The organism is Clostridium sp. AF50-3 (genome assembly GCF_003477445.1).
GTDB classification, from domain to species: domain Bacteria; phylum Bacillota; class Clostridia; order Lachnospirales; family Lachnospiraceae; genus Otoolea; species Otoolea fessa.
Genome location: NZ_QUDH01000014.1, coordinates 15,483 through 38,910 on the forward strand (window position 1 = coordinate 15,483; position 23,428 = coordinate 38,910).

Consider the following 23,428-nt stretch of genomic DNA (forward strand, 5'->3'; position numbering starts at 1 on the left):
ATTGAAAACTGTCACGATTAAACTTCGCATTCATAAACTTTTGGCTGAAAAGCGTCTGACGAAATACCGTTTTATCGCCATGACCGGGCTTGGCTATAAAAATGCCAGCCGAATTCTGGACAATGAAACTGAATCCATCCGCTTCAGCACCATCGCCCGCATCTGCTCCGCACTGGACTGTACGCCCGGCGATCTATTTGAAGTTCATGAGGAAGAAGATCCTTACGATGGAATGTATTAAACATTCGGAAACAAGTGATTTCATGTGCGGATCGCACGCCAAAAAAGAGCTGTCAACCGACGGTTTGCACCGGCTTTTGTGACAGCTCTTTTTGGTGATCCTATTTTTAAAAACAGAAGCGGTACCGCCTCTGAAAAGACAGTACCGCTTAACCTATCCGAATATTATATATAAGGTGTCCACCAGCAAGATACCTTACCAGTCATCCCGTCCATACTCTTCCCGCTCATCCAGGGCATCATCTACACCATCGGCATATTCTGAATCCCGGCGGTAGCGATCCCAGTCATAATCATCGCCTTCCATAACATCATCATATCCCGCATCATACGCTGCATATGGATTCTGGAGCTTCTTTTGCACCGGTGGTATTCCCCTCTGCGCAGGTGTGTTTTTACGACTCCGTTGTTTCAGTTCCCACAAGGGATCCTCTTCTATCCGTTTAAGATATTCCTCATGGCTTCTGGATTCCTCTTCTTCTTTTTTCTTCTGTAATTCTATCAGCTCAGCCCGTTCTCTTTTTTTACGTTCCTCTTCTTCCCGTTTACTTTCTTCTATCTTCTCTGCCCAGTGCTGTTCACAGTATAAGTCATCGAGGCCAGATTGTAACATCCTTCCTCCCGGCACTTATACGGATATAGCAGAACCACGAGAAGTCCACAGCCCATCGCACAGATAAGCAGCGTACAGAGAGTCTGGCGATGCTTTCCAAACCAGTTTTTCATTCCTGCTGCCAGACGGTTTTCTTTTTTCTCTGTTTCCTTCTCAGATTCAGGACTCTCTTCTTTCTTTTTCTTCCGGGACTCCATCCACCAGGTCAGTTCGGCATCCAGCAAAAACAACGGTATCAGACATGTAAAGGTGCCAACAAACAGCATCAAAGCATTGCCCGAATCTCCATGCACGCTTCTCGCATACTGGTAATGGCACTCTTCGTCATACCAACTATACAGACTCCAGGCATATGCCCCCAGAATGCCGATCAGAACTATCCATTTTATCTGCTTTTCTTTCCGCAGGATTCTCATGACGAGAAGTGCTCCTGCCATCGCAAACAGGAAACCTATCTTTAGATACACCGGTGCCGCCACCAGAGAAATCCAGGCTGTATATACCGGATAAAAGACACCAATAACCACTATCACAATCATCAGAATTCCAGACTCCATAGCTATACCCCCTATTAAGTCCATCTTACCACAAATGCGGATGCTTAGGTGGGTTATTTATGCCCCTTGAAGAAAATATCCACTTATGATAGCCTGCCCCGGATTACAAAGGCACGTATATGCTTGCTGTATCTCCCTTGTAATGCAAAAAGCTGCCGCAGATCAGAAAGTTTTTTTCCGATCTGCAGCAGCTTTTTATCTCATTCTTATTATTTTCTTCCTATTCTCTTAAGCTCCAGAATCCTCTGGTTCCGGCTTCCGCGAAACTGCAGGGTCAGATCCTTCTCCGCTTCCACGAACTCTCCGTCCACCAGCACATCCACATAGGACAGCATCTCGTCTGTCACCTCTGTATGGACCACGCCGCCGGCTGCCAGATCCCGATCCCACAGATAGCCGCTGTAGCACCAGATATCCTTCTCCGGATACGTCTCGCGCACCTTCTGAAGTAAATGTACCAGCTCCACCTGGTTTTCCGGCTCAAACGGTTCTCCGCCGAGCAGCGTAAAGCCCTGTATATATCCCGGCTCCAATGCCGCTAAAATCTCTTTCTCCGTCTCTTCTGTATATAACTGTCCATATCGGAAATCCCACGTCTCCGCATTGAAACAGCCCTTGCAGTGATGGCGGCAGCCCGACACAAACAAGCTGACGCGCACGCCAGGACCGTTGGCAATATCATACTTTTTGATGGTTCCGTAATACATATCTTCCTCCCCTAGACCAATGTACTCTCGGAGGCTTTCACCACATCCTACAGATGCAGCACCCGATCGCGGATCTCCTGGGTACGTCCCTGGTTCCAGAACTGGGTTCCGATGTAGCCGCAGGTACGGCGTGCGACAAAGAGCTTGTTCTGGTCGCGGTTGCCGCAGTTCGGGCACTCCCACACCAGCTTGCCAGCCTCATCCTCAACAATCTTGATCTCGCCGTCATAGCCACACTTCTCACAGAAATCACTCTTGGTGTTCAGCTCCGCATACATAATATTATTGTAGATAAACTGCATCACAGAGAGAACTGCCGGAATATTAGTCTGCATATTCGGCACCTCGATGTAGCTGATCGCACCGCCCGGGGAGAGCTTCTGGAACTCTGCCTCAAATTTCAGCTTACTGAACGCGTCAATCTTCTCGGATACGTGTACATGGTAGCTGTTCGTGATATAGTTCTTATCCGTAACGCCTGGAATGATACCGAAGCGCTTCTGCAGGCATTTTGCAAATTTATAAGTCGTAGACTCCATCGGCGTGCCGTATACAGAATAGCTGATGTTCTCCGCCTCTCTCCACTCTTTGCATTTATCATTCAGACGCTGCATAACTTTCAGTGCAAATGGCTTCGCCTCCGGATCGGTGTGGGATTTTCCTAACATCCGCATACACATCTCATACAGACCTGCATATCCCAGAGAAATCGTAGAATAGCCGTTGTACAGGAGTTTGTCGATCGTCTCACCCTTTTTCAGGCGGGCAAGCGCACCATTCTGCCACAGAATCGGCGCCACATCGGAGATCGTGCCGAGCAGCCTCTCATGACGGCAGCGGAGCGCACGATGGCACAGTTCCAGTCTCTCATCGAGAATCTGCCAGAAACGGTCCATATCTCCCTCCGAAGAACAAGCCACATCGACCAGGTTAATCGTGACAACACCCTGGTTGAAACGTCCATAGAATTTATGCTTGCCGTTCGGCAGCATCTGGGAATCCTCTACCGTCAGGAAAGAACGGCAGCCCATGCACGGGTAAACCTCGCCCTTCTTTAATTCTTTCATAATCTTAGCAGAAATGTAGTCCGGAACCATCCGTTTCGCGGTACATTTCGCTGCCAGCTCAGTCAGGTGCCAATATTTCGAACCTTCCGTAATATTGTCCTCATCCAGCACATAGATAAGCTTCGGGAACGCCGGTGTGATCCAGACGCCCTTTTCATTCTTGACGCCCTGCATTCTCTGCAGCATCACTTCCTCGATGATCATCGCAAGGTCATCTCTGGTCCGTCCCTCCGGAACCTCGTCCAGATACATAAATACCGTGACAAACGGAGCCTGTCCGTTACAGGTCATCAGGGTGATAAGCTGGTACTGGATCGTCTGGATGCCGCTCTTAACCTCCTCGCGCAGACGGCGTTCGGTCACGCGGTTGATGATATCCTCATCCAGTGCCTCGCCGCACTCGGTGCGCTCTGCAATCACGTTCTTGCGCAGCTTCTGACGGCTGATGTCCACAAACGGTGCCAGATGCGCCAGAGTAAAGGACTGTCCGCCATACTGGTTGCTGGCTACCTGCGCCACGATCTGGGTAGTCACGTTGCAGGCCGTAAAGAAACTGTGCGGCTTCTCGATCATCGTCTCACTGATCACAGTGCCATTCTGCAGCATATCCTCCAGATTGATCAGGTCGCAGTTGTGCTCCTTCTGTGCAAAATAGTCGGTATCATGGAAATGGATGATGCCTTCCTCATGCGCGCGGACGATCTCCTCCGGCAGCAGCACACGCTTGGATAAGTCCTTGCTGACCTCGCCCGCCATGTAGTCACGCTGGGTCGAGTTGATGACCGGGTTCTTGTTGGAGTTTTCCTGATTCACTTCTTCATTAATATGGTCCAAAAGTGCCAGGATGCCGTTATCGGTCGTGTTGGACTTGCGTTTTAACTCCCTGCGGTAGCGGTAGCGCACATATTTCTGTGCAACCTCATAACCACGCATCTCCATAATGCTGGTCTCTACCATATCCTGGATATCTTCCACATTCACCGCGTGCGGCATCTCCTGCACCTGCTCGGCGATCGTATCTGCAATCGCTTCAATCTGGTACGGGTTCATCTGGTGAATACGCTCCACATTGCCGTTCGCTTTCGTGATCGCATTTACGATCTTCGCCCGGTCAAAATGTACTTCTTCTCCATTTCGTTTGATTACATTGGTTGTTACTGTGTCTTCCATCCCTGTTCCCTCTCCTTACCCTTAAGCCCGTTTTATGACTTGTCTTCTATAATCTATAAATTGACTCGCCGGTTCCTGTTTCTGTGATTTCTCTTTCTACTTTTATGGCATACATCGAACATCCATCTGTATCCATTTCCCGTCCCCCAGCTTACTCTCATTTCCTCATTCATGAGAGCTGCGCCTTCTTCTGACAGGCTATTGTTCATGTCCGGATGCCTTCACTGACAGGATTCTTTTCCGTTCCGACTTGTCTTACGATTGGCTTTATTTTTGATTTGTATTTAGGTAATTTTTAGAATTACACACAAAATATTGAACTCGTTTTCTTTCATAACACAATATATAGTGTGTTCGTCGTGACGTATTTAAGCATACACCAATTAGATTAAAAATGGAAGAGGATTCCCCTATATTTTTTCGAATCAGAATTTTGCACAAAAATCATTTTCTCCCTTTACAAACACCCAAATCTGTGATCCCCTTTCCACGACGTTCTTTCCAGACTTATCCACCGTCCCATGTGCAAAACCCACCTCGTCATTTCTCCCATGGCTGCATCCCATATACCCTCTGCGTCTCCTTCGCCCATACCCTTATCTGTTTTAAAAATACCGAAAATAATGCTTTTTAAAATATTTTTAAAAATATTTAAAAAACTGTTGACATTTTATTCTGGATGGAGTAGAATAACACATGTCTTACGGATGAGGCATCCGCAAGAAAACAAAATAAGCGCCTTTAGCTCAGTTGGTAGAGCAGTAGACTCTTAATCTATTTGTCCAGGGTTCGAGTCCCTGAAGGCGCACTATCAAGTGCTTGTTTCGCAGACCGAGAGCTGTGGGGCAGGCACTTTGTGCGTTAGCAATGAGGCGTACAAAGAAAAAAAGAGATGGCGGATGACGCGTTGTGCTTGCACATAAGCAGCATCCGTTATCTCTTTTTTTCTTTATAGGGCGAATGCCCGACAGCGAGGAAAAGCGCCAGCTTTTTCGAGCTGCCGCACGCCGGACTCCAAAGACGCAGCTTTTACAGCGCCCGCCCAATCGCCTTCTCCACTTCCTTCTTTGAACTAGCGCCGACTTCCTTGCTGAACACTTCCCCATTCCGGAAAATAATCATCGTCGGGATCGACATGATTTTATATTCAGCCATAACCTCCGGGTTCTCATCGACATTCAGCTTTCCGATCTTCACTCTTCCCTCATACTCGCTCGCCAGCTGCCCGATCACCGGCGCCATCATCTGGCACGGACCGCACCAGTCTGCGTAAAAATCAACCAGTACCGGAATCTCCGATTTCAGTACCTCCTCCTCAAAATTCGCGGTCGTAAACTTCATCTCCATCACTCATTTCCTCCTTTCGTTCTATCCATATAGGCAGTCAACAGAAATGCCCTGTTTCTCTTTACGACGGCTTCTTTTTACCGCCTCCCAGTGCCTTTGCTGCCTCTTCCATCGATTTTTTCCATTTTAATGCCTGTTTATTCAATTCCACTTTATCGCTGGTCGCCTGAATGAGTTTCCGTGTAATCTGCTTTTTAATATCCATTCCGCTATCCAATTTTTTCATTATAACTAATATATACAGCGAAATGCCTTTGCAGCACTCTTTTCCCTACCGCACCGCCACCAGCTTGCAGATCGGCTTGCCCTGCGCCGAGAACTTTGCCTCGTACTCGGTCATGACATTGCCCTCTGCCATCTTGCTGTGGTGCAGGTCACGAGTATATTCTGTGATGCGCCAGCCCGCCTCCGGAATCGCCTCCAGGGAATAGGAAAATAAATCCTGGTTGTCTGTCTTGAACTCGACTCTTCCATCCTTCTGGAGAATCTGATCGTACACTGCCATAAATGGCGGCGAGGTCAGTCTCCGTCTCGCATGGCGGTCTTTCGGCCACGGATCCGAAAAATTCAAATAAATCCGCTCTACTTCCCCCGGTCCAAAAATCTCTGCCAGTTCTCTGGCATCCTCACATAAGAAATAGACATTGGACAGTTCCATCTGTTCTCTCTTGCGGATCGCCTTTAAAAGAACCGTCGAATATTTCTCAATACCCACAAAATTCACATCCGGGTTGCGGGACGCCTGCTCCAAAATAAACTGACCTTTTCCCATTCCCACCTCGATACGGATCGGATGGTCATTTCCAAAAATCTGCTGCCAGGTTCCCTTCTTCTCCTTCGCCTCGTGAACCACGTGCGGGTTTTCTTCTATCATCTGCTCTGCGCCCGGTATATGGCGTAATCTCATCTTCGTTCCTCCTAGTTATCTGTATAAATTAATTTTTTTCATCTATTATCTAAATGAAATATCCTATATTTTTTAGCTTTTCTCTAATATCTAATCTTAGCATTCATATGTTGTTTTCGCAAGATAAATCCTCCTATTCTCACATCTATAAAATTAACACCTATTTGATTTTTTTCCATTACATTTTGAACAAAGGACCTGTAAATTAGATACTATTGTCTTTCCGCCTTTAGAAACAGGAATAATATGATCTATATGCAAACCAACCTCATCAGGCATATATTTTCCGCATATTTGACATGTATAATTATCTCGAAGCATAATTTCCTTTCGCAATGCTTTTGTCATAAGTTTTCTTTGATTTTTACAATGATACTCATTTAAGGTACATTGAAAATCGATTTTTTGTAGCATTATATACCTGTCTATTAACGACTGATAATCGCAACTATACTCTTTATCTTGCACATTTAATTTATATGAAAATTTTTGGTAATTAACCTGTTTATATCGTGTCTGTTGACGAATAAACGTAAAACAAAACATATGCTCATCGTCAATGCATTCAAAAAACTGTTTTTGTCGCAAATCTTTAAATATTGCCCTATCTACTATTTGTTGACTACTATCCTTCCATTGCTGAACCTTTCGATAATGTGTTTCAAAAGCTCCTATTCCATTATTATTTATATATGCATCTATAAAATCTTCAATATTGGGTTTTCTTTTACCCGAAACATCAAAGCAATATTCAAAATACGGATAGCGAAATGGAGATTCCCTAACCTTAGATATTATGTAAAACACCAAACCAATCAATAATATTAAAATTAACAGCTCTCCCATAATTCCTTTCAACCTTTTCTAAATAACACTTTCTTGACAAAATCCTCAAAAAACATTCGTGTTTAAATAAATACTATATTTCTATGATACCACACAAAATACTCTTTCGTATGACTTTTATTATACTTATTTTCGCATCTTTTGCCCCTTACCCATACCATAAAGCTCCCATCCGTCCGACTTTGTGTCCTTTTCTTACGAATTTCATAACTTTTCCAATTTTTATCATTTTATAGATGAATAATTCAAGCGATTATATTATAATAATTTTAGAACAAAACCAAACATACGGTCACGAAATGACTGCCGTCTTTTCACCCGTTCGCCGGACATCCAAAAGTCAGTATCCGTCCGGGAACAGCCGCCGGCACGCCGGTTTCGGACCTGCATCATATACACAGGAGGATATGCCTATGGGAACAACAGCTAACACAGGTCAGAGCACCTGGGAACAGATCCACGGCGGGGTCCGCGAGACCGAGCGCCTGATCGGACAGAAGAATTATAACCTGGCGATGGTGAAAGCCCGCCAGACCCTTGAATACATGGTCAAATGCCTCTGCGAGCGGTATGGCATTCTGGAAACCGGTCTTCTGGAGATGATCGACGCCCTCTACAGCGCCGGAAAAATCAGCAAGACCACCTGCGAACATTACCACAAGATCCGCACGATCGGCAACAAGGCGATCCATGAGGGAGACAACAGCGCCTACAACGCCAATCAGGCGCATCACCTTCTGTCGCAGGAGGTCTACACCTTCGCAAATGACTACAATAACACAAAAAAATCCACCCGGGCTTCCCGAAGTGCAGCTCCAACCCCCGCTTCTTCCCGCCTTCGCGGGAACAGCCGACATTCCTCTGCCAGCTCTGGAAACGGAAAACCTGCCGGCACACGTTCCGGCAGCTCCGAGGGACGCCGTCCGCGCGCCTATGCAGGCGGTCCGTCTTTTGAATTTCGAAGCATTATTAAACCAGTGCTTCTGATTATTATTATCATCCTGCTGCTTTTGATCATCAAGATGATACGCCCTGCGACGGATGCCAAACCGGATTCTACTGCAGCCGTCAGCACCGAATCGCTGGCTCCAGAAACCGAGGCAGAGACCGTTGCCGCAGAATCGACCGTTTACCGGACCACCGACACAGTCAATGTCCGTCCGGAACCATCCACCGACACCGACAGGATTGGCGTTCTAGCACCAGATACCGATGTGGAATATCTCCGTGATTACGACGAAAAATGGGCAGTAATCAGCTACAACGGACAGGAAGCCTACGTTTCCAGAGACTTTATCCGGCAGGTTTCGCAGTAATCAGCCAAAAAAGGAACCATACATGCAGTGATTCTTCTCCCTGACATACATGGTTCCTTTTCATTTTCTTTGTACAATGGTTCATCACTTTCGCAATTATACTTTCCGCAATGAATCCCTGAATTTACTCAACTCAAATTTTACTTCAAATCCCGAATTTTCTCCGCCAGCGGCACAATCTCCTCCAGCGAATTTAACTCATAGTCCGCCAGACTCCGGTCAAAGGAAAAACGGTTATCGATGAGCGCCGCCACTGTCATTCCCGCGCAGTGCCCCGCCGTGATGCCGACCGTCGAATCCTCAATCACAAGGCACTCCTCCGGCTGCAGGTCCATCTGCTCCGCCGTATAGAGGTAAACCGCCGGATCCGGCTTGCTGCGCTTGAACGTACTCGCACTGATCATCCGCTCCAGACGGGACGCCACGCCATTTTCCTTTAAAATGCGCTCCACCTGCTCAATATTCGTCGCGGATGCGACCGCCAGCCGGAAGCCCTCTGCTTTCAGGCGATCCATCACATCCAGAATCTCCGGGCGGAAGATCGAGAGATAATCAATCGAATTAAAAATGTCCGTCCAGCGCCCCAGATACTCGTCATGCAGCTCCTGCCAGGTCTGACCATTGTGGATCGCCTTCTCCACAACCATCCAGCAGTCCTGCTTCGTCGTCCCCACCGTTCCGTGCAGACTCTCCAGAGTCACCTCCGGATTTTTCGTTTTTGCATATTCATACAAATAATTCAGATAAATTCCTTCACTGTCAATGATGACCCCATCCATATCAAAGATGACTGCCTTTATCATATTCGTATCCTCTCTCTTTCTGCTCCAGATTATAACATCTTCCCCCAGTATACAGGAATCCCCCGCCAGCTGACAAGCCCCTATTTCATCCTCCCGCCATTCTTTCGAAAAATTTATTACTGTTCACGCATCGTGCCCAGTAACGGAATTTGCCGTGGCTTCGCATTCAAATACGGCAAACTCCTGCTGCCACCATGTTTTCTTACGGCACTTTCGATTCCAAAAGTGCCTACCCGTAAACAGTAACAAAAATTTCACATATTTTTCCATTTCGCGCCTTTTCATGCTTCCCCGAAACTGTTATACTGGATAACGAAACGGAAACTTTAACATACAGAGCCGTTTCAAGGAAAATAGAACAAACGACCTCTTTACAAATTTATCACATAAAATGAAAGGCTGCAGCTGTACCACAACCCGACAGCCGCGAAAGGTTTTATATGACACAGAAAAAAACATATTTAAGCTGGCTTCTGGGGCTTATCTGTGCTTTCAGTCTGATGATCGTGTTTCTGATCACTTCGGTGGAAGCCGTCGCCTACTGGACGCCGCATTATTATGAAAATGAATACACCCGCTACCAGGTTGCCGATGATGTCCATATGGAGATGGACGACCTGCTTTACGTGACGGACGAGATGATGGCGTATCTGCGCGGCAGCCGCGACGATCTGAACATTGACACCGTCGTAGACGGGACGCCGCGCGAATTTTTCAACGCCAGGGAGAAGGCGCACATGGCGGATGTCCGTAACCTCTTTCTCGGAGGACTGGCGCTGCGCCGCCTCTGCCTGTTTCTGGCAGCGGCATCGGTTGCACTGCTGGCACTTTTCAAGGTTCCGTTAAAACACCTGCTGCCACGGATGCTCTGCGCCGGGACGGTTTTATTTCTGGGCGTGACCGCCCTGCTTGCCGGGATCATTTCCACTGATTTTACGAAATATTTTATTATTTTCCACAAAATCTTCTTTACCAATGATCTCTGGCAGCTCGATCCGCGGACCGATCTTCTGATCAACATCGTGCCGGAACCATTTTTCATGGACACCGCCGCCCGGATCGGCATCACCTTCTGCCTGATGACCGGCGCCCTGTTTCTTCTCTGCCTTGCATGTATCCTGCGGGAACACCGCAGGGGCAAATCAGGGGCAGAAAATTCCGGAAATTCCGGAGGCGTCAGCTCTCCAGGTAGTTCCAGCCACCCGGCTGCTCCGGATTTGAAGACGAAAATAGCTGGCAGCACAGGCAGCAAGTTGTCCTTGTTTTTAATTGGTACACTTTTGCTGTCCCTGCTCGCCGCCCCGATGCAGGCGCTTGCCTCCACTGAATGGCCGTCGGACATTTCGATTGACTCCGATGCCGGGATCGTCATGGACGCCAACACCGGAGTCGTTTTATATGGAAAAAACATCCACGAAACCTACTCTCCTGCCAGTATCACGAAGGTTCTGACCTCCCTCATCGTTCTGGAGCACTGTTCCCTCGATGAGACAGTCACCTTTTCCGAGAGCGCGGTCTACAACGTGGAATCCAACAGCAGCAGCGCCGGATACGATACAGGCGATACTGCCAGCGTCAAGGACTGCCTCTACGCCCTGCTTTTAAAATCAGCCAATGAGGCTGCCAACTCACTCGCCGAGCACGTAGCTGGCTCCGCTGATGCATTTGCTGTTTTGATGAATGAAAAAGCCGCCGAGCTTGGGTGCCAGGATTCGCATTTTGCAAATCCGAGCGGTCTGAATAACGAGGAACACTATGTCAGCGCCTACGACATGGCGCTCATCACGCGGGCGGCATTTGAAAATCCTACGTTTGCCAAGATCGTCGAGACAACCTACTATAAACTGCCGCCGAACCAGAAAAATCCCGAGGGACAGGGCATCTCCCCGGGCAATAAGCTGGTCAAAAAGAACTGGCCGCAGTACTACCGTCCGGACGTCCTCGGCGGCAAAACCGGTTATACCTCCATCGCCCTAAACACACTGGTCAATGGTGCCAGACAGGGCGATACGACACTGATTACCGTCATCCTGCACAGCAACAACACGCAGTATGAGGATACCAGCCGGCTGCTCGACTTTGGATTTAACAATTTCCAGTCGGTCAAAATTGCAGATTATGATCAAACTTTTTCAAATATCGGAAAAGATTTGAAAATTGCAGATGTGTCTACCGCCGGAGGCGAATCCCTGTCCATCGACCCAGATAGCCGCGTGGTACTTCCAAAAACAGCGGATTTCTCGGAAACAACGACCTCCTTCGACTATGAGATCCCGGCTGGCGCACCGGACGGCACGATCGCCTGTGTCACTTATTCGCTCGGCGATCACAAGGTTGGCCAGGCATATCTGACCCTCACCGACAGCAGCCAGACAGCGGCAGATATTCCTGAAAAGCTCGTATCCCAGGCGGCAACAGCTACCGCGCAGGACAGCTCCGACACTGCCCTCTCAAACGGCTCCTCGGAGGCCTTGCCGCTCTCCAATCCGCCCGAATCGGCTGCTAATCAGGAAAATAGTTCCACCGGTAAATCCTTTGGACAGCTGTTTCATATTTCCGTCCGCGTTCCACCGGCATTCATCGCCGCACTGACCGCCATTCTTGTCGTGATCGGCGCGGTCACCGCCGGCATCCGTTTTCTCCAGATGCAGCGCCGCCAGGAGGAGGACGCCCTCGCAGAACGCCGCAGACGGCGCGCGGAACGTCTGCGCGACAGCGGAATGTCCGAAGCAGATTTCGACCTGATGATGCAGGACCGCCGAACGGCGCTGGCGAAAAAAAGGAAGAAACGATCGCATAAAATCCCATAACTGACACAAAAAGAGTTACCAGATGTGGAAATTCTCTTCTTTTACCTTACTCTAAACAGGCAGGAGAAACATTTCCATATCCAGTAACTCTTTTCTATGAATTTTTTCTTTTCTCTAATTTCTATTTCATACGCTCCATCCGCTCGGCTGCCTTCACCCTACTCGGCTGCTTCTGCCGCCTTTCCAGACTTCTTCGCCTTGTTGCGTTCCGCGCGCTTCTTCTTCGTTTCCTCCTTCTTCTGCTCCACGTAGGCCGCTCCCTCTTCACCGACCAGCTTCGTCGTCTTAACAGCAAAGAACGAGCCGTCCTCCGACTTCTTCATCCGGATCTTTCCCTTCATATAACCGTGCTCCGGGCAGACCGCCAGACAGAAGTAAAATTTCTGGTTTGAGGAAAACCAGCGGATCTTTTTCCGCAAGGTCCGGCGGCATTTGTAACAAACCATCTCCGCCACACGCCGTTCCTCCAAAATCTCTTCCTTCGTCTCATGCTCACGCGACACAAATTTCGCATATTCTGGAAATTCCAGGTAGATCTCTTCCTCCTCCGTCAGCGGCGGCTGGTAATAATCCACTGAAACATACTCCATCATGCTGTAAAAGTCCATCTCACTCATGACACGCCCCGTGTAGTACGCATCATCCAGCGCCCGGTGGAACGGGCGGTCTTCCGTGAGGTGCAATTCCTCTACCACGGTATCTAACGACTCCTTTTGCTTGGTGCCGTGGATCAGAGCATAGATTTTCTGCAAATCATAATAGAGAAGCGGCGATGGAAACTGCAGCTCCATCCCGTGATATACCATATTCCGCTGCAATTCGGTCAGATCCATCGAGCCCCACGTACAGAACCGGTAATCATCCCCGCACCATTCTAAAAATTCGGTCATCGCACGCACAAAATCCTCGCCTTCTGTGTCAAGCTGCTCGATCGACATATGCGTCACTTCTGATATCTTATAATGCATCTGCCGGTACACCCGCGGGCGGATCAGACGGCGAAATTCCGAAATGATTTGAAGATTTTTATTTAATTTTACCGCGCCTATCTCAATAATCTCAAATGGAAGCCGGTTCATCGAGCCTTCCTTGCCCGCCGGACTCTGGTTCCATTCCAGATCCAATACTATAAACTGTCCCATAATTCTCGTCTCTTTGTAACGGTTCCGTTTTCTCCGCGTTACCTCTTACTTTTCTTTCTTCACGTTGTCACTGTCCATAACTTTACCACAAATCTGTGTATAAGTCCATATTAGGTTACCGGGCACACATGCGGGGACAGTAATATTTTTGTTACTATACACGGGTAGGCACTTTTGGAACCGAAAGTGCCGTAAGAAAACGTGGTGGTAGCAGGAATTTGCCGTATTTAAATGCGAAGCCACGGCAAATTCCGTTACTGGACACGTATGCGTGTACAGTAACATATTTTTTACATAGAACCACTGGCAGAGTGCCTCCATCTTTGCTATACTTCATGATAGAACGAAGAAGCATTTCTTTTATCAGAATGCTTTCTTCTAAGCTTTATTATGCACCTTGGGAGGGGCTGCTTATGGATTTAATACAACAATTTATCGATACATACAAGATGAAATGGACATTCTACGACGCAGCCGGGCGCTCGCGGCAGAGAAACTCCAGCTCGCCCTGCAAAATGCCGGTATCCGGGCGATCGTGACCTCTCGCGCCAAGAATCCCGCCAGACTCCGCACAAAAGTGCAGCGGCGCAATTCCAGACGTGAAGAACCATACCAGACACTCGAGGAAATCTACGACGACATTGCCGATCTGTCCGGTGTACGCGTCTCCCTGTATTTCCCCGGTGACCGCGGCAAAGTAGATGCGATCATCTCGGAGCTTTTCAACATCCTGGAATTTAAACAGTTCCCGGAACAGTCGAAACCCCCGACTTACCACAAACGGTTTTCTGGCTATTGGGCGAACCATTACCGCGCGCGGATGCGCGATGAAATTTTGAATGAATCACAGAAAAAATACGGATCGGCGCGCATCGAGATCCAGGTGGCGTCCCTGATCATGCACGCCTGGTCCGAGGTTGAACATGATCTGATTTACAAGCCAATGCAGGGAACTTTATCCGAGGAAGAGCTGTCGATCTTAGATGAGTTAAATGGTCTGGTCCTTGCCGGCGAGATCGCGCTGGAACGCCTACAGGCAGCCGGAAATGAGCGGCTCCGCAGCCGCAATGCCGCGTTTGGAAGCCAGTACGAGCTGGCGTCCTATCTCTATAATTTCCTGAGCAGCCATCTCAAAACCGAGGACATCGAGCTTCGAATGGGAAATATTGCCCTGCTCTACCGGCTTTTGCAGCGTTTACAGCTCACTGGTCTCAAAGATATTACCCCGATTCTGCGGTCTGTCAAATTTGAAAAGGATCGGCGCACCATTTCCCAGCAGATCATCGATCAGATTATCTCCGGCAATGAAAAGCGCTACCAGTGCTATCAGGAGCTGCGGACGGAACCGGAGACCGCCTCACCGGAAACCCTGCAGGCAGTCAACCAGTTCCTCGAGGAGTGGGTACCATTAGAGCGCCTGCTCAACAAAACTGCACGGCGCACCTCGACGCGTTCCCGCGGTGCCTTCAATATCAATACACTCAAGCGGATGGATCTCTTTGACAAAGAAATGATCAACCAGATTGTCCAGCTCCGCAAGCTGCGGAATGTCCTGATCCACGACATCGAGCTGCCGGACCAGGCACAGATTCTCCGCTGTACGGAGGAAGCGAAAGCACTTCTGGCACAGCTGACCGGACAGCATGACGCAATGGCAGACGGAGAAAACGGTGAGAAAAACAGCCACGCAGAAAACACATAGGACACAAACGCGCCATTCACCAAAAATGCAAAACACCAGATAACAAAAAAACACAACGATAAAAGCCATCCAGTTTTTAGCCGGATGGCTTCTTTACTTTACATATTTGATTCTTTTCAGAACCGCTTCCAACATCGAAACACGATGTTTTACATTCTAATTTTGCATTCTAAATTCAGAAGCTTCTTAAATTAGAAATCAACCTCTGTATCATAGAAGCAGCAGGTCAGAAGTTTCGCCATCTGCTCCGGATTGATCGAACGCGGGTTGGAACCGGTACATGCATCGCCAACTGCCAGCTCTGCTACGGTTGCCAGTTTGTCATTGAATTCTTTCTCGTCAATGATTCCGCCCTCATAGAGCTTAATGCTCGGAGCGATATTTAACTGCTTGTTCATCTCTTTGATCTCGGCGATCAGAGCGTCAACCAGAGCCTCGTCGCTGTCTCCCTGTAAACCGATGAACTTCGCGATATCTGCATAACGGGAAGCTGCCTCTGGTTCCTTGGAGTTAAATTTAATAACCTTCGGAAGATACATCGCATTTGCTGCACCGTGAACGATATGTCCGCCGGAGTAAGCTGCACCTGTCTTGTGTGCCATGGAATGGACGATACCAAGCAGTGCATTGGAGAATGCCATACCTGCCAGGCATTGTGCGTTGTGCATACGTGCTCTCGCTTCTTTGTCGCCATTGTAAGATTTAACCAGATAGGTATGAATCATCTTGATTGCGTGAAGTGCCAGCGGATCGGTGTAATCACAATGAAGTGTGGATACATACGCCTCGATCGCATGGGTCATCGCATCCATACCGGTGTTTGCGGTCAGCTTCTGCGGCATGGTCTCAGCCAGCTCCGGATCCACGATCGCTACATCTGGTGTGATATTGAAATCTGCTAACGGATATTTGATACCCTTATGATAATCGGTAATAACGCTGAATGCCGTAACCTCAGTTGCTGTACCAGAAGTAGACGGAATCGCGCAGAATTTTGCTTTTGTACGCAGTGTCGGGAAATTGAACGGAGTGATCAGATCCTCAAACTTGGTATCTGGATACTCGTAGAATGCCCACATCGCTTTCGCTGCATCAATTGGAGAACCACCGCCGATCGCTACGATCCAGTCCGGACCAAATTCCTGCATAAGCTTTGCGCCCTTCATAACGGTCTCAACGCTCGGATCTGGCTCTACTCCCTCAAACAGAGCCACTTCCATGCCAGCTTCTTTCAGATAATCTTCTACTTTCTGAAGGAAACCGAAGCGTTTCATGGAACCACCGCCAACGACAACGACTGCCTTTTTGCCTTTCAGATTTTTCAATTCCGCTAAAGATCCTTCTCCATGATAGAGATCCCTCGGTAATGTAAATCTAGCCATATTGATACTACCTCCTGTTAATTTTTTAACCACCCTATGTCCAGATTATAGCACGCATTCTGGTGGATTTCAACTGTTTTAACTATTCACTTTTGATATATTTGTGTATTTTTCAAAAATTTTACATTTTATTACTTTGATTTCCATAGAACTGCGTTCTTCGCTTGTCAATCATCCAACAAACTGCTTCTTTTCTCCATTTTGAACCGTTCCTTTTCTGTCTGCATAATACCCCTGTGCCTTTGCCTCTATCATAAAGAATTCCTGCTGCCACCATGTTTTCTTACGGCACCTTCGGTTCCAAAAGTGCCTACCCGTAAACAGTAACGGAATTTCTCCACACCTATTTCCATGCAAAATCTTATCTTGACATCCCTGTTTTTCCGTACTATAACAAGGGCAAGCATAAGCCGCCTGTGCGCTTATGCCCGTTTCATAGCACCTTACAGATTATATCTGTACAAGACTGACACGGAGGACATTATAATATGAAACAGAACTCACGAATCCAACTGGAAAACACCTTGATCGGCGCACTTGGCGTTCTTTCCCTTGTACTTTTTATTCTCAGCTTCCTGCCAGGGCTGGGACTGGCAAACCGCGTCGGTATCCTTCTGGAAATGGGTCACATGGTACAGCGTGCTTTTTCTGTCGTGCTCTTCATCCTGACCTTCCAGCTTTGGAAACGGAAGCGCGCCGCCTGGAACATTGCTGTTATCCTGCTGTTTTTAAGCTTTTTACGCGGGCTGACAGCACTTTCTTCGCCTTTGTATCTTCCGTTCCACCTGGCAGAAGCCGTATTATTTCTGCTTCTCCTGTGTTTTCGGAAGGACTTCTGCTGCCCGTCTGACCGGCGCAGCCTCGGACGCTCTCTCCTGTTTCTGCTGCTGGCACTGGCAGGCATCATCGTCAATGCCGGTATCAGCTATCATTTTTCGGTAAAACCGCTGGGAGAAACCTCTCTTGACTCGCTGATGGATAGTCTCATTCAGGGAACTGCCATGATTTTCGGCATGGGAAATCCGAGCAATGTTTCACGTGAAACACATGTAGTCGAACTGGTTACATTCTGGTTCAGCTGGGGCTGCATCCTCGCCTCCATTCTGTATGCGGTCCGCCCATGGCTGCTGCATCCAGTCAGCCATGCTTCGGATTTGATGCATGCCCGCACCCTCGTCAACCTGTACAGCCAGAATCCCAGCGCCTACCTGACGCTGGAGGATGACAAACTCCTATATTTCGGTCAGAAGGTAGACGGCGTCATCCCCTACGGAGTCGTCGGCAGCACCATCGTCATCAACGGCGATCCCATCTGCGCGGACAGCGATTTTCCGGTTCTCCTGGCAGAATTTAAAGAATTTTGCCAGCGCAGCGCTCACAACTTGTTTTTTATCAGCGTCACTGACCATTTTCTGGAAGAATATAAAAAGCAGGGCTTTGGATGGGTCAAAAACGGGGAGGAAGCCCGTTTCCACCTTGCGGACTATGAGATCTCTGGCAAGAAGGGTGCCAAGATGCGGATGAACATCAACCACGCCCGGAAAGCCGGGGTCGTCGTCCATGAATACTGCCCGCTGAAACAGCGGAATGCACAGATTGAGACCGATCTGAACCGCATCACGAACGAATGGCTGCAGCAGAAAAAGAGTTCGATGCTGACTTTCGTTATGGGAACTGTCGGGCTGGAAAATCCGATGGACAAGCGATATTTCTACGCCACCGACGCCGACGGAAAAATCGTGGCATTCATCGTGTTTGTCCCATTTCTCGGCAAAAGAGGCTACATGGCGGATGTCACCCGCCACGGAACCGGTGCACCGAGCGGCGTGATGGAGACTATCCTTTACGACGCGTTTCAGGTTTTCAAAGACGAGGGCATTGAGTACGGCAGCCTCGGTGTTGCCCCGCTCGCTGGTCTGGAAAATGACAGCTCTAACCCGGTCGAAAAGCTGCTCTGCTTCGCTTACGACCACCTGAATGACTGTTATGGATTCCGCGACCTCTACCGTGCCAAGGAAAAATACAGCCCGACCGAATGGGTTCCGTCCTACTATATTTACCTGCCGAAGATTCCAACACCAGACATGTTTTATGCCCTTGTGACGATTCAGAATCCGCATCAGATCCGCGAGGCAGCGGAGGATCTGGTAAAAGGATGGGCGCAGCGACTGAGAAACAAGAGGACTTCCCCGACACATCAGAGTAAACCATCTCGCCAGGTAAGTTGGGCTGCTTCTTCCAGAACGAAGCAGCCCGACACAAGAAAGCAGACAGATGCAGATAAAAAGGCAGACTAAACTCAGCTTTTATCATGCTGGATGCAGTAAAGTTCATTTTTTTACCAGAAAAGAGGCGCTCTTACGATGAAACATTCCGGCTATCTCACCACCTCCGGCGCAGAAATCTACTATGAACAGTACGGCAGCGGCACACCGCTCCTTATCCTGCATGGAAACAGCCAGTCCCTTGCCGTCTTTTACCCATTTCTGCGCACGTTTCTGCCCGATTTTCAGGTGATTCTGATGGACAGCCGGGGACATGGGCGTTCCCGGCTGTCTGTCCACACAGCGCTCCACGGGTTCTCTACAGAGGATATGGCAGACGACGTTATCGCCCTGCTTAACCACTTACATCTTTCCTCCGTCCACCTGCTGGGATTCAGCGATGGTGCCAATATCGGGCTAGAGATTGCATGCAAATACCCGGAGCGGCTGAAAAAGCTCATCTGTATCAGCGCCAACGCCTCACCGGACGGGCTGCTCACGCCGCTGCACCTTGCCGCCCAAATGCTGCACAGCATTTTAAATCTCCTGGGGAATCTCCTGCTGCCTGTTTTAAAATGCAGCTTCTCTTCTGCCTCTGCATCCTCCGGGTCCTCTGTGGTCTCTGCACTGTCCACCCCGAAAGTTTCCCTGCCATTTCAGAAGAATTTCTCTGTTTCCGCCACATCCGCAGTTTGTGCCGACAAAGAAAGGCAATGCCATTTCGGGTCAATTTTCCCCCGGATTCCGGCAGAACAAAAAAAGAAGCCTGACTTTCTTACCCGGCTGACGCACCGCGTCCTCCGCCGCCGAAATCTGACTTCTCTTTTACTTCACTCGCCCCGTTTAAGTGCCCGGAAATTGCAAACCATCTCCGTTCCTGTGCTGCTGATCGCCGGAACCCGGGATCTCATTAAGCCCTCACACTCCCGCTGGTTAGCAAGGCAGATTCCAACCAGTCGGCTTCTTTTAATGACCGGGGGACGGCATACTTCCATATTCCGTACACCGGCACCTTATCTGCGCGCAATTCTGGCATTTCTGCGCCGCAGTTAAAGTCTCCTCACTCTTCCTGCTGCTCCGCCTTCCTTGCTCCATTCACTTTTAGGTTCTATACTTTTCCTCTTCAAACATCTCTACCGGACAGCATCCGCAGCTGCCGTGTTTCGAGCACTCAAAGCACCTCTCAGCACAACTTCCGCCCATTATCCACTTCTTCCTTCTGGCAGATCTCATCCAGCACCCAGTTTCCATCTTCCAGAACAAACCTCCAATATTCAAAGAAATCTTCCATTTTCCGGGATCCCTTCAAAAGTTCTCCGGTTTCTTCGTGATACACATAGTCGATCATCTTTCCATGGATCAAATACCAGATATAGTCGCGGTCGTCGCCGTCCTCATTCTCCGCTTCCACCAAAATCGCATCCAGAAGCTGGATCCCTTCCATGACAAACACCTCATGGCGCATCCTGCTCCACTCAAATTTCGTCTGAAACTCCTGCTGCATCTTCTGGCTCAGGTAAGGATGCCCTTTTTCCAGATCTCGATCCCGCCAGCATTCCTGAATCCGGTAATATGATTCCCGCACCCGCTCCTGTATCTCACTCCGATCCCAATGATCTTCTCCGATGGAAAATTCTTTCAATTTTTCACGGGCTGCCGCCTGTTTCTTTTTTGCCCGGTGCAGGTATGTAATAGTTCCGGCACTTCCCAGAATCACAAAGGTTCCCGTAAGCAAAAGCGCCTGAAACGCACCCGCCCGTCCGCCTTGTCCCCGGCTGCTGCTTGTATGATGATGGGAAGAACCACCTCCGCCACCTCCGCCGCCTCCGCCGCCGGAAGCACCTCCCGCTCTGGCAAAGGCGGTAAAAGATCCAAGAACCATCATAGCTGCTGTCAGGCAAAGCAGGCGGACGAACGTTTTCCGGCACAGGCGACCTTTCTTTCCCAATCTGGAACCCACCCCGATTCCGCCGTTTTCATTTTCTCCCCTGCTTCTCCCCGTTGCTTTCACATCTCTCATATGAATTCTCCTAAAATCTCCCACACCTACTCGCGCTGCTGATCCTCCGGCTCCCTGCAGACATCCACCCAGCCTTTCGCTCCGGACACTTCTTCCAACTCCGGGATCGTGAGACGTACCGCACTGTGGTCGTCTCCCGCTGCCGGATAAACCGTCTCAAAACGCTTCAGGCTTTCATCCAGATACACTTCAATTCCATCCTTGATACCAAACGGGCAGACCCCACCCGGCGCATGACCGGTAACCTCCTCCACCTGCTCAAACGGGATCATCTTTGCTTTCACGTGAAACATATCTTTATATTTCCGGTTATCCACTTTCGCAGTACCTTCTGTCAAAATCAATACCGGCTGTTCTCCCTGCAAAAAAGACATCGTTTTCGCAATCATCCCCGGCTCCACGCCTAATGCCTCCGCTGCCAGCGCAACCGTCGCTGTGGACTCTTTTAACTCAATAACATGATCCAAAAATCCGGCTTCCTTTAAGTAACTTTCTGCTTTTTCCAGTGACATGATTGTTTTCCTCCCGCATCCTCTATCGATTGATCTGCCGTATCAATTTCTTTTATATTTTAGAACTCATTCATCTTTCCCATCATATCACACTTTCATTTTCCATATCAATATTTCTATAAATAAAAAAGAATGCTCATCATTGGCACGTTAGTGTCTTTTTGTGTAATAGGGAATTCCAAGGAATTTCCTATTACACGAAAAAGGCAGTTCCCTGCATTTGCCAGAGAACCGCCCCCTATTTCACTAACTGCCATTTTCAAGATCGTTCCGACCGCTTTTTGTAAAACCAACACAGATTTTTTGCAAATCTATCTCCAGATTTCAGATCCAAATTCCGACTTTGTTCGATTCCCTCTTATCCAGTTCCGTCCTGTATTTATCACTTCTCCCCGAAAAATAATTCCACATCGCTCTCCACGCTGTCAATTCCCGCGATTCCAAACTTTTCCACCAATACATTTACCACGTTCGGACTTAAAAATGCCGGAAGCGTCGGTCCAAGATGGATATTCTTGATACCGAGTGAGAGAAGCGCCAGAAGAACAATGACCGCCTTCTGCTCATACCAGGCAATGTTGTAAATAATCGGCAGGTCGTTGATGTCATCCAGCCCAAAAATATCCTGCAGCTTCATCGCAATGACCGCCAGGGAATATGAATCATTGCACTGCCCCGCATCCAGGACACGCGGAATTCCTTCAATATCGCCCAGATTCAGCTTATTATAGCGGTATTTCGCACAGCCAGCCGTCAGAATTACCGTGTCCTCCGGCAGCGCCTTTGCAAAATCGGTGTAGTAAGTGCGGCTCTTAGCACGCCCATCACACCCCGCCATGACGACAAACTTTCGGATTTTTCCCGCTTTGACCGCATCCACTACCTTATCTGCCAGCGCCAGCACCTGTGCATGGGCGAAGCCGCCGACAATCTGCCCCTGCTCAATCCCGGTCGGCGGTTCACAGCGCTTCGCATGCTGGATGATCACTGAAAAATCCTTCTTTCCTCCGATTCCACCGTTGATATACGTGCAGCCCGGATATCCCGCCGCACCGGTTGTGTAGAGGCGATCCTTGTAGCTGTCCTTCGGCGGCACGATGCAGTTCGTTGTCATCAGGATCGGTCCGTTGAACGTCTCAAATTCCTCCCTCTGGCACCACCACGCATTGCCGTAATTACCCTTAAAATTCGGATATTTCTTAAATGCCGGATAATACTGCGCCGGAAGCATCTCCGAGTGCGTATATACATCGACGCCGGTTCCCTGCGTCTGCTCCAGAAGCATTTCCATATCGCGCAGATCGTGTCCCGAAACCAGAATACCCGGATTACTTCCGACACCGATATCAACCGTAGTAATCTCCGGATTTCCATAAGTCTCTGTGTTTGCTCGATCCAAAAGCGCCATTCCCCGGACACCATATTCGCCAGTTTCCAGCGTCAGGTGAATCAAATCATCCACACTCAGGCTGTCATCCAGCGTCGCCGCAAGCGCCCGCTGTAAAAATGCATCCGCCTCCCGGTCCTCCTGCAGCAGGACGTTCGCATGCCGGGTATAGGCAGACAAACCTTTCAAGCCATACGTAATCAAGCTGCGAAGGGAAATAATATCCTCGTTCTGCCCGATCAGAACGCCCGCTTCCGACGCTTTTTTTATAAATTCAGACGGCTCACCTGTCCAGCCAGCCGCCTCCGGCAGATTGTCCCGACGTTCCAGCTGCTCCCACAGTGCCGTCTTCATTTCCAGCGTCTTTTCAATTCTTTTTTCAATCGCCGCCTTATCAAAATTGGCATTCGTGATCGTCGTAAACAGATTTTCGGTAACCAGATGATTGACCTCATCTGCCACCGCACGTCCCTCCTCGCGAAGCCGTGTCGTCACCGCGCTGATACCCTTCGTCACCCACACAAGCAAATCCTGCATTGCCGCCACATCCGGCTGCTTACCGCAGACACCGACCACCGTACAGCCCTTGCATCCGGCCGTTTCCTGACATTGATAACAAAACATTTTCTGATCCAT

Annotated in this window: 21 protein-coding genes and 1 tRNA gene; 7 read left to right on the forward strand and 15 right to left on the reverse strand. The window is 48.9% G+C overall.

What is annotated here, in order from left to right; all coding sequences use genetic code 11:
* Position 1: 1 nt before the first annotated feature.
* The gene (locus DW085_RS14045) at positions 2–241 is read left to right on the forward strand and encodes a helix-turn-helix transcriptional regulator (RefSeq protein ID WP_022359127.1); all 240 of its coding nucleotides are present in this window, start codon (positions 2–4) and stop codon (positions 239–241) included.
* A gap of 195 nt (positions 242–436) precedes the next feature.
* On the opposite strand, the gene DW085_RS14050 is transcribed toward DW085_RS14045, so the two are convergent.
* From DW085_RS14050 to nrdD, 4 genes are all read right to left on the reverse strand, one after another.
* Positions 437–853 carry a hypothetical protein gene (locus DW085_RS14050; RefSeq protein WP_118493262.1) on the reverse strand — a complete coding sequence of 139 codons (417 nt, stop codon included), beginning with the start codon at positions 851–853 and terminating at the stop codon, positions 437–439.
* The gene (locus DW085_RS14055; protein WP_118493264.1) at positions 796–1,410 is read right to left on the reverse strand and encodes a hypothetical protein; all 615 of its coding nucleotides are present in this window, start codon (positions 1,408–1,410) and stop codon (positions 796–798) included. The genes DW085_RS14050 and DW085_RS14055 overlap by 58 nt, the downstream gene beginning before the upstream one ends.
* A gap of 209 nt (positions 1,411–1,619) precedes the next feature.
* The gene (gene nrdG, locus DW085_RS14060; RefSeq protein ID WP_117796799.1) at positions 1,620–2,117 is read right to left on the reverse strand and encodes an anaerobic ribonucleoside-triphosphate reductase activating protein; all 498 of its coding nucleotides are present in this window, start codon (positions 2,115–2,117) and stop codon (positions 1,620–1,622) included.
* A gap of 47 nt (positions 2,118–2,164) precedes the next feature.
* A complete protein-coding gene (gene nrdD / locus DW085_RS14065; RefSeq protein ID WP_117796798.1) occupies positions 2,165–4,354 on the reverse strand; it encodes an anaerobic ribonucleoside-triphosphate reductase in 2,190 nt (729 codons plus the stop codon).
* Positions 4,355–5,089: 735 nt separating this feature from the next.
* Between nrdD and DW085_RS14070 the strand changes: the two genes are divergently transcribed.
* Positions 5,090–5,162, forward strand: a tRNA-Lys gene (locus tag DW085_RS14070).
* 221 nt (positions 5,163–5,383) lie between these two features.
* On the opposite strand, the gene trxA is transcribed toward DW085_RS14070, so the two are convergent.
* The 4 genes from trxA to DW085_RS14085 all read right to left on the reverse strand — a co-directional run bounded on the left by trxA (position 5,384) and on the right by DW085_RS14085 (position 7,454).
* A complete protein-coding gene (gene trxA, locus DW085_RS14075; protein WP_117796797.1) occupies positions 5,384–5,701 on the reverse strand; it encodes a thioredoxin in 318 nt (105 codons plus the stop codon).
* Between the two features lie 61 nt (positions 5,702–5,762).
* Positions 5,763–5,906, reverse strand: a complete 144-nt coding sequence (locus DW085_RS19200) for a hypothetical protein (RefSeq protein ID WP_181986257.1) — start codon at positions 5,904–5,906, stop codon at positions 5,763–5,765.
* 66 nt (positions 5,907–5,972) lie between these two features.
* Positions 5,973–6,608, reverse strand: coding sequence for a tRNA (guanosine(46)-N7)-methyltransferase TrmB (gene trmB / locus DW085_RS14080; RefSeq protein ID WP_117796796.1), 636 nt, complete (start codon positions 6,606–6,608; stop codon positions 5,973–5,975).
* A gap of 153 nt (positions 6,609–6,761) precedes the next feature.
* Positions 6,762–7,454, reverse strand: coding sequence for an HNH endonuclease (locus DW085_RS14085; RefSeq protein ID WP_117796795.1), 693 nt, complete (start codon positions 7,452–7,454; stop codon positions 6,762–6,764).
* Between the two features lie 413 nt (positions 7,455–7,867).
* Here DW085_RS14085 and DW085_RS14090 point away from each other — a divergent pair, with 413 nt between their 5' ends.
* Positions 7,868–8,770, forward strand: coding sequence for an SH3 domain-containing protein (locus DW085_RS14090; RefSeq protein ID WP_118493266.1), 903 nt, complete (start codon positions 7,868–7,870; stop codon positions 8,768–8,770).
* 140 nt (positions 8,771–8,910) lie between these two features.
* Here DW085_RS14090 and DW085_RS14095 read toward each other — a convergent pair whose 3' ends face one another.
* Positions 8,911–9,573 carry an HAD family phosphatase gene (locus tag DW085_RS14095; RefSeq protein WP_118493268.1) on the reverse strand — a complete coding sequence of 221 codons (663 nt, stop codon included), beginning with the start codon at positions 9,571–9,573 and terminating at the stop codon, positions 8,911–8,913.
* A 440-nt stretch (positions 9,574–10,013) separates the two neighbouring features.
* On the opposite strand from DW085_RS14095, the gene DW085_RS20650 reads away from it, so the two are divergent.
* On the forward strand, positions 10,014–12,383 hold the full coding sequence (locus tag DW085_RS20650) for a TIGR01906 family membrane protein (RefSeq protein ID WP_347475103.1): 2,370 nt from the start codon (positions 10,014–10,016) through the stop codon (positions 12,381–12,383).
* A 158-nt stretch (positions 12,384–12,541) separates the two neighbouring features.
* On the opposite strand, the gene DW085_RS14110 is transcribed toward DW085_RS20650, so the two are convergent.
* A complete protein-coding gene (locus DW085_RS14110) occupies positions 12,542–13,525 on the reverse strand; it encodes a 3'-5' exonuclease (RefSeq protein WP_022359138.1) in 984 nt (327 codons plus the stop codon).
* A gap of 454 nt (positions 13,526–13,979) precedes the next feature.
* On the opposite strand from DW085_RS14110, the gene DW085_RS14115 reads away from it, so the two are divergent.
* The gene (locus tag DW085_RS14115) at positions 13,980–15,227 is read left to right on the forward strand and encodes a RelA/SpoT domain-containing protein (protein ID WP_347475105.1); all 1,248 of its coding nucleotides are present in this window, start codon (positions 13,980–13,982) and stop codon (positions 15,225–15,227) included.
* A gap of 191 nt (positions 15,228–15,418) precedes the next feature.
* Here the strand turns inward: DW085_RS14115 and DW085_RS14120 are convergent, their stop codons facing one another.
* Entirely contained in the window at positions 15,419–16,609 is a 1,191-nt protein-coding gene (locus DW085_RS14120) for an iron-containing alcohol dehydrogenase (protein ID WP_022359140.1), read from the reverse strand.
* Between the two features lie 488 nt (positions 16,610–17,097).
* Between DW085_RS14120 and DW085_RS14125 the strand changes: the two genes are divergently transcribed.
* Complete coding sequence (locus DW085_RS14125; RefSeq protein WP_118493270.1) at positions 17,098–18,906, forward strand: phosphatidylglycerol lysyltransferase domain-containing protein; 1,809 nt, start codon at positions 17,098–17,100, stop codon at positions 18,904–18,906.
* Positions 18,907–18,939: 33 nt separating this feature from the next.
* On the opposite strand, the gene DW085_RS19925 is transcribed toward DW085_RS14125, so the two are convergent.
* Positions 18,940–19,173, reverse strand: a complete 234-nt coding sequence (locus DW085_RS19925; RefSeq protein ID WP_243034044.1) for a hypothetical protein — start codon at positions 19,171–19,173, stop codon at positions 18,940–18,942.
* Here DW085_RS19925 and DW085_RS14130 point away from each other — a divergent pair.
* Positions 19,096–19,926, forward strand: a complete 831-nt coding sequence (locus DW085_RS14130; protein WP_243034043.1) for an alpha/beta hydrolase — start codon at positions 19,096–19,098, stop codon at positions 19,924–19,926. The two genes, DW085_RS19925 and DW085_RS14130, sit on opposite strands and share 78 nt — an antisense overlap.
* 130 nt (positions 19,927–20,056) lie before the next feature.
* On the opposite strand, the gene DW085_RS14135 is transcribed toward DW085_RS14130, so the two are convergent.
* From DW085_RS14135 to hcp, 3 genes are all read right to left on the reverse strand, one after another.
* On the reverse strand, positions 20,057–20,893 hold the full coding sequence (locus tag DW085_RS14135) for a Tim44-like domain-containing protein (RefSeq protein ID WP_118493274.1): 837 nt from the start codon (positions 20,891–20,893) through the stop codon (positions 20,057–20,059).
* A gap of 26 nt (positions 20,894–20,919) precedes the next feature.
* Positions 20,920–21,405, reverse strand: a complete 486-nt coding sequence (locus tag DW085_RS14140) for a YbaK/EbsC family protein (RefSeq protein WP_118493276.1) — start codon at positions 21,403–21,405, stop codon at positions 20,920–20,922.
* Positions 21,406–21,787: 382 nt separating this feature from the next.
* Positions 21,788–23,428 (reverse strand): hydroxylamine reductase, encoded by a 1,641-nt coding sequence (gene hcp, locus DW085_RS14145; protein WP_118493278.1) that lies wholly within the window; start codon positions 23,426–23,428, stop codon positions 21,788–21,790.

Bases quoted from the DNA above. Each gene is read 5' to 3' on its own strand.
- DW085_RS14050 (WP_118493262.1), bottom strand. From the start codon at position 853: ATGTTACAATCTGGCCTCGATGACTTATACTGTGAACAGCACTGGGCA.
- trmB (WP_117796796.1), bottom strand. From the start codon at position 6,608: ATGAGATTACGCCATATACCGGGCGCAGAGCAGATGATAGAAGAAAAC.
- hcp (WP_118493278.1), bottom strand. From the start codon at position 23,428: ATGGATCAGAAAATGTTTTGTTATCAATGTCAGGAAACGGCCGGATGC.
- DW085_RS14135 (WP_118493274.1), bottom strand. From the start codon at position 20,893: ATGAGAGATGTGAAAGCAACGGGGAGAAGCAGGGGAGAAAATGAAAAC.
- DW085_RS14090 (WP_118493266.1), top strand. From the start codon at position 7,868: ATGGGAACAACAGCTAACACAGGTCAGAGCACCTGGGAACAGATCCAC.
- DW085_RS14055 (WP_118493264.1), bottom strand. From the start codon at position 1,410: ATGGAGTCTGGAATTCTGATGATTGTGATAGTGGTTATTGGTGTCTTT.
- DW085_RS14120 (WP_022359140.1), bottom strand. From the start codon at position 16,609: ATGGCTAGATTTACATTACCGAGGGATCTCTATCATGGAGAAGGATCT.
- DW085_RS14115 (WP_347475105.1), top strand. From the start codon at position 13,980: ATGGACATTCTACGACGCAGCCGGGCGCTCGCGGCAGAGAAACTCCAG.
- DW085_RS14140 (WP_118493276.1), bottom strand. From the start codon at position 21,405: ATGTCACTGGAAAAAGCAGAAAGTTACTTAAAGGAAGCCGGATTTTTG.
- DW085_RS14125 (WP_118493270.1), top strand. From the start codon at position 17,098: ATGAAACAGAACTCACGAATCCAACTGGAAAACACCTTGATCGGCGCA.
- DW085_RS14085 (WP_117796795.1), bottom strand. From the start codon at position 7,454: ATGGGAGAGCTGTTAATTTTAATATTATTGATTGGTTTGGTGTTTTAC.
- DW085_RS14095 (WP_118493268.1), bottom strand. From the start codon at position 9,573: ATGATAAAGGCAGTCATCTTTGATATGGATGGGGTCATCATTGACAGT.
- DW085_RS19200 (WP_181986257.1), bottom strand. From the start codon at position 5,906: ATGGATATTAAAAAGCAGATTACACGGAAACTCATTCAGGCGACCAGC.
- nrdG (WP_117796799.1), bottom strand. From the start codon at position 2,117: ATGTATTACGGAACCATCAAAAAGTATGATATTGCCAACGGTCCTGGC.
- trxA (WP_117796797.1), bottom strand. From the start codon at position 5,701: ATGGAGATGAAGTTTACGACCGCGAATTTTGAGGAGGAGGTACTGAAA.
- DW085_RS20650 (WP_347475103.1), top strand. From the start codon at position 10,014: ATGACACAGAAAAAAACATATTTAAGCTGGCTTCTGGGGCTTATCTGT.
- nrdD (WP_117796798.1), bottom strand. From the start codon at position 4,354: ATGGAAGACACAGTAACAACCAATGTAATCAAACGAAATGGAGAAGAA.
- DW085_RS14110 (WP_022359138.1), bottom strand. From the start codon at position 13,525: ATGGGACAGTTTATAGTATTGGATCTGGAATGGAACCAGAGTCCGGCG.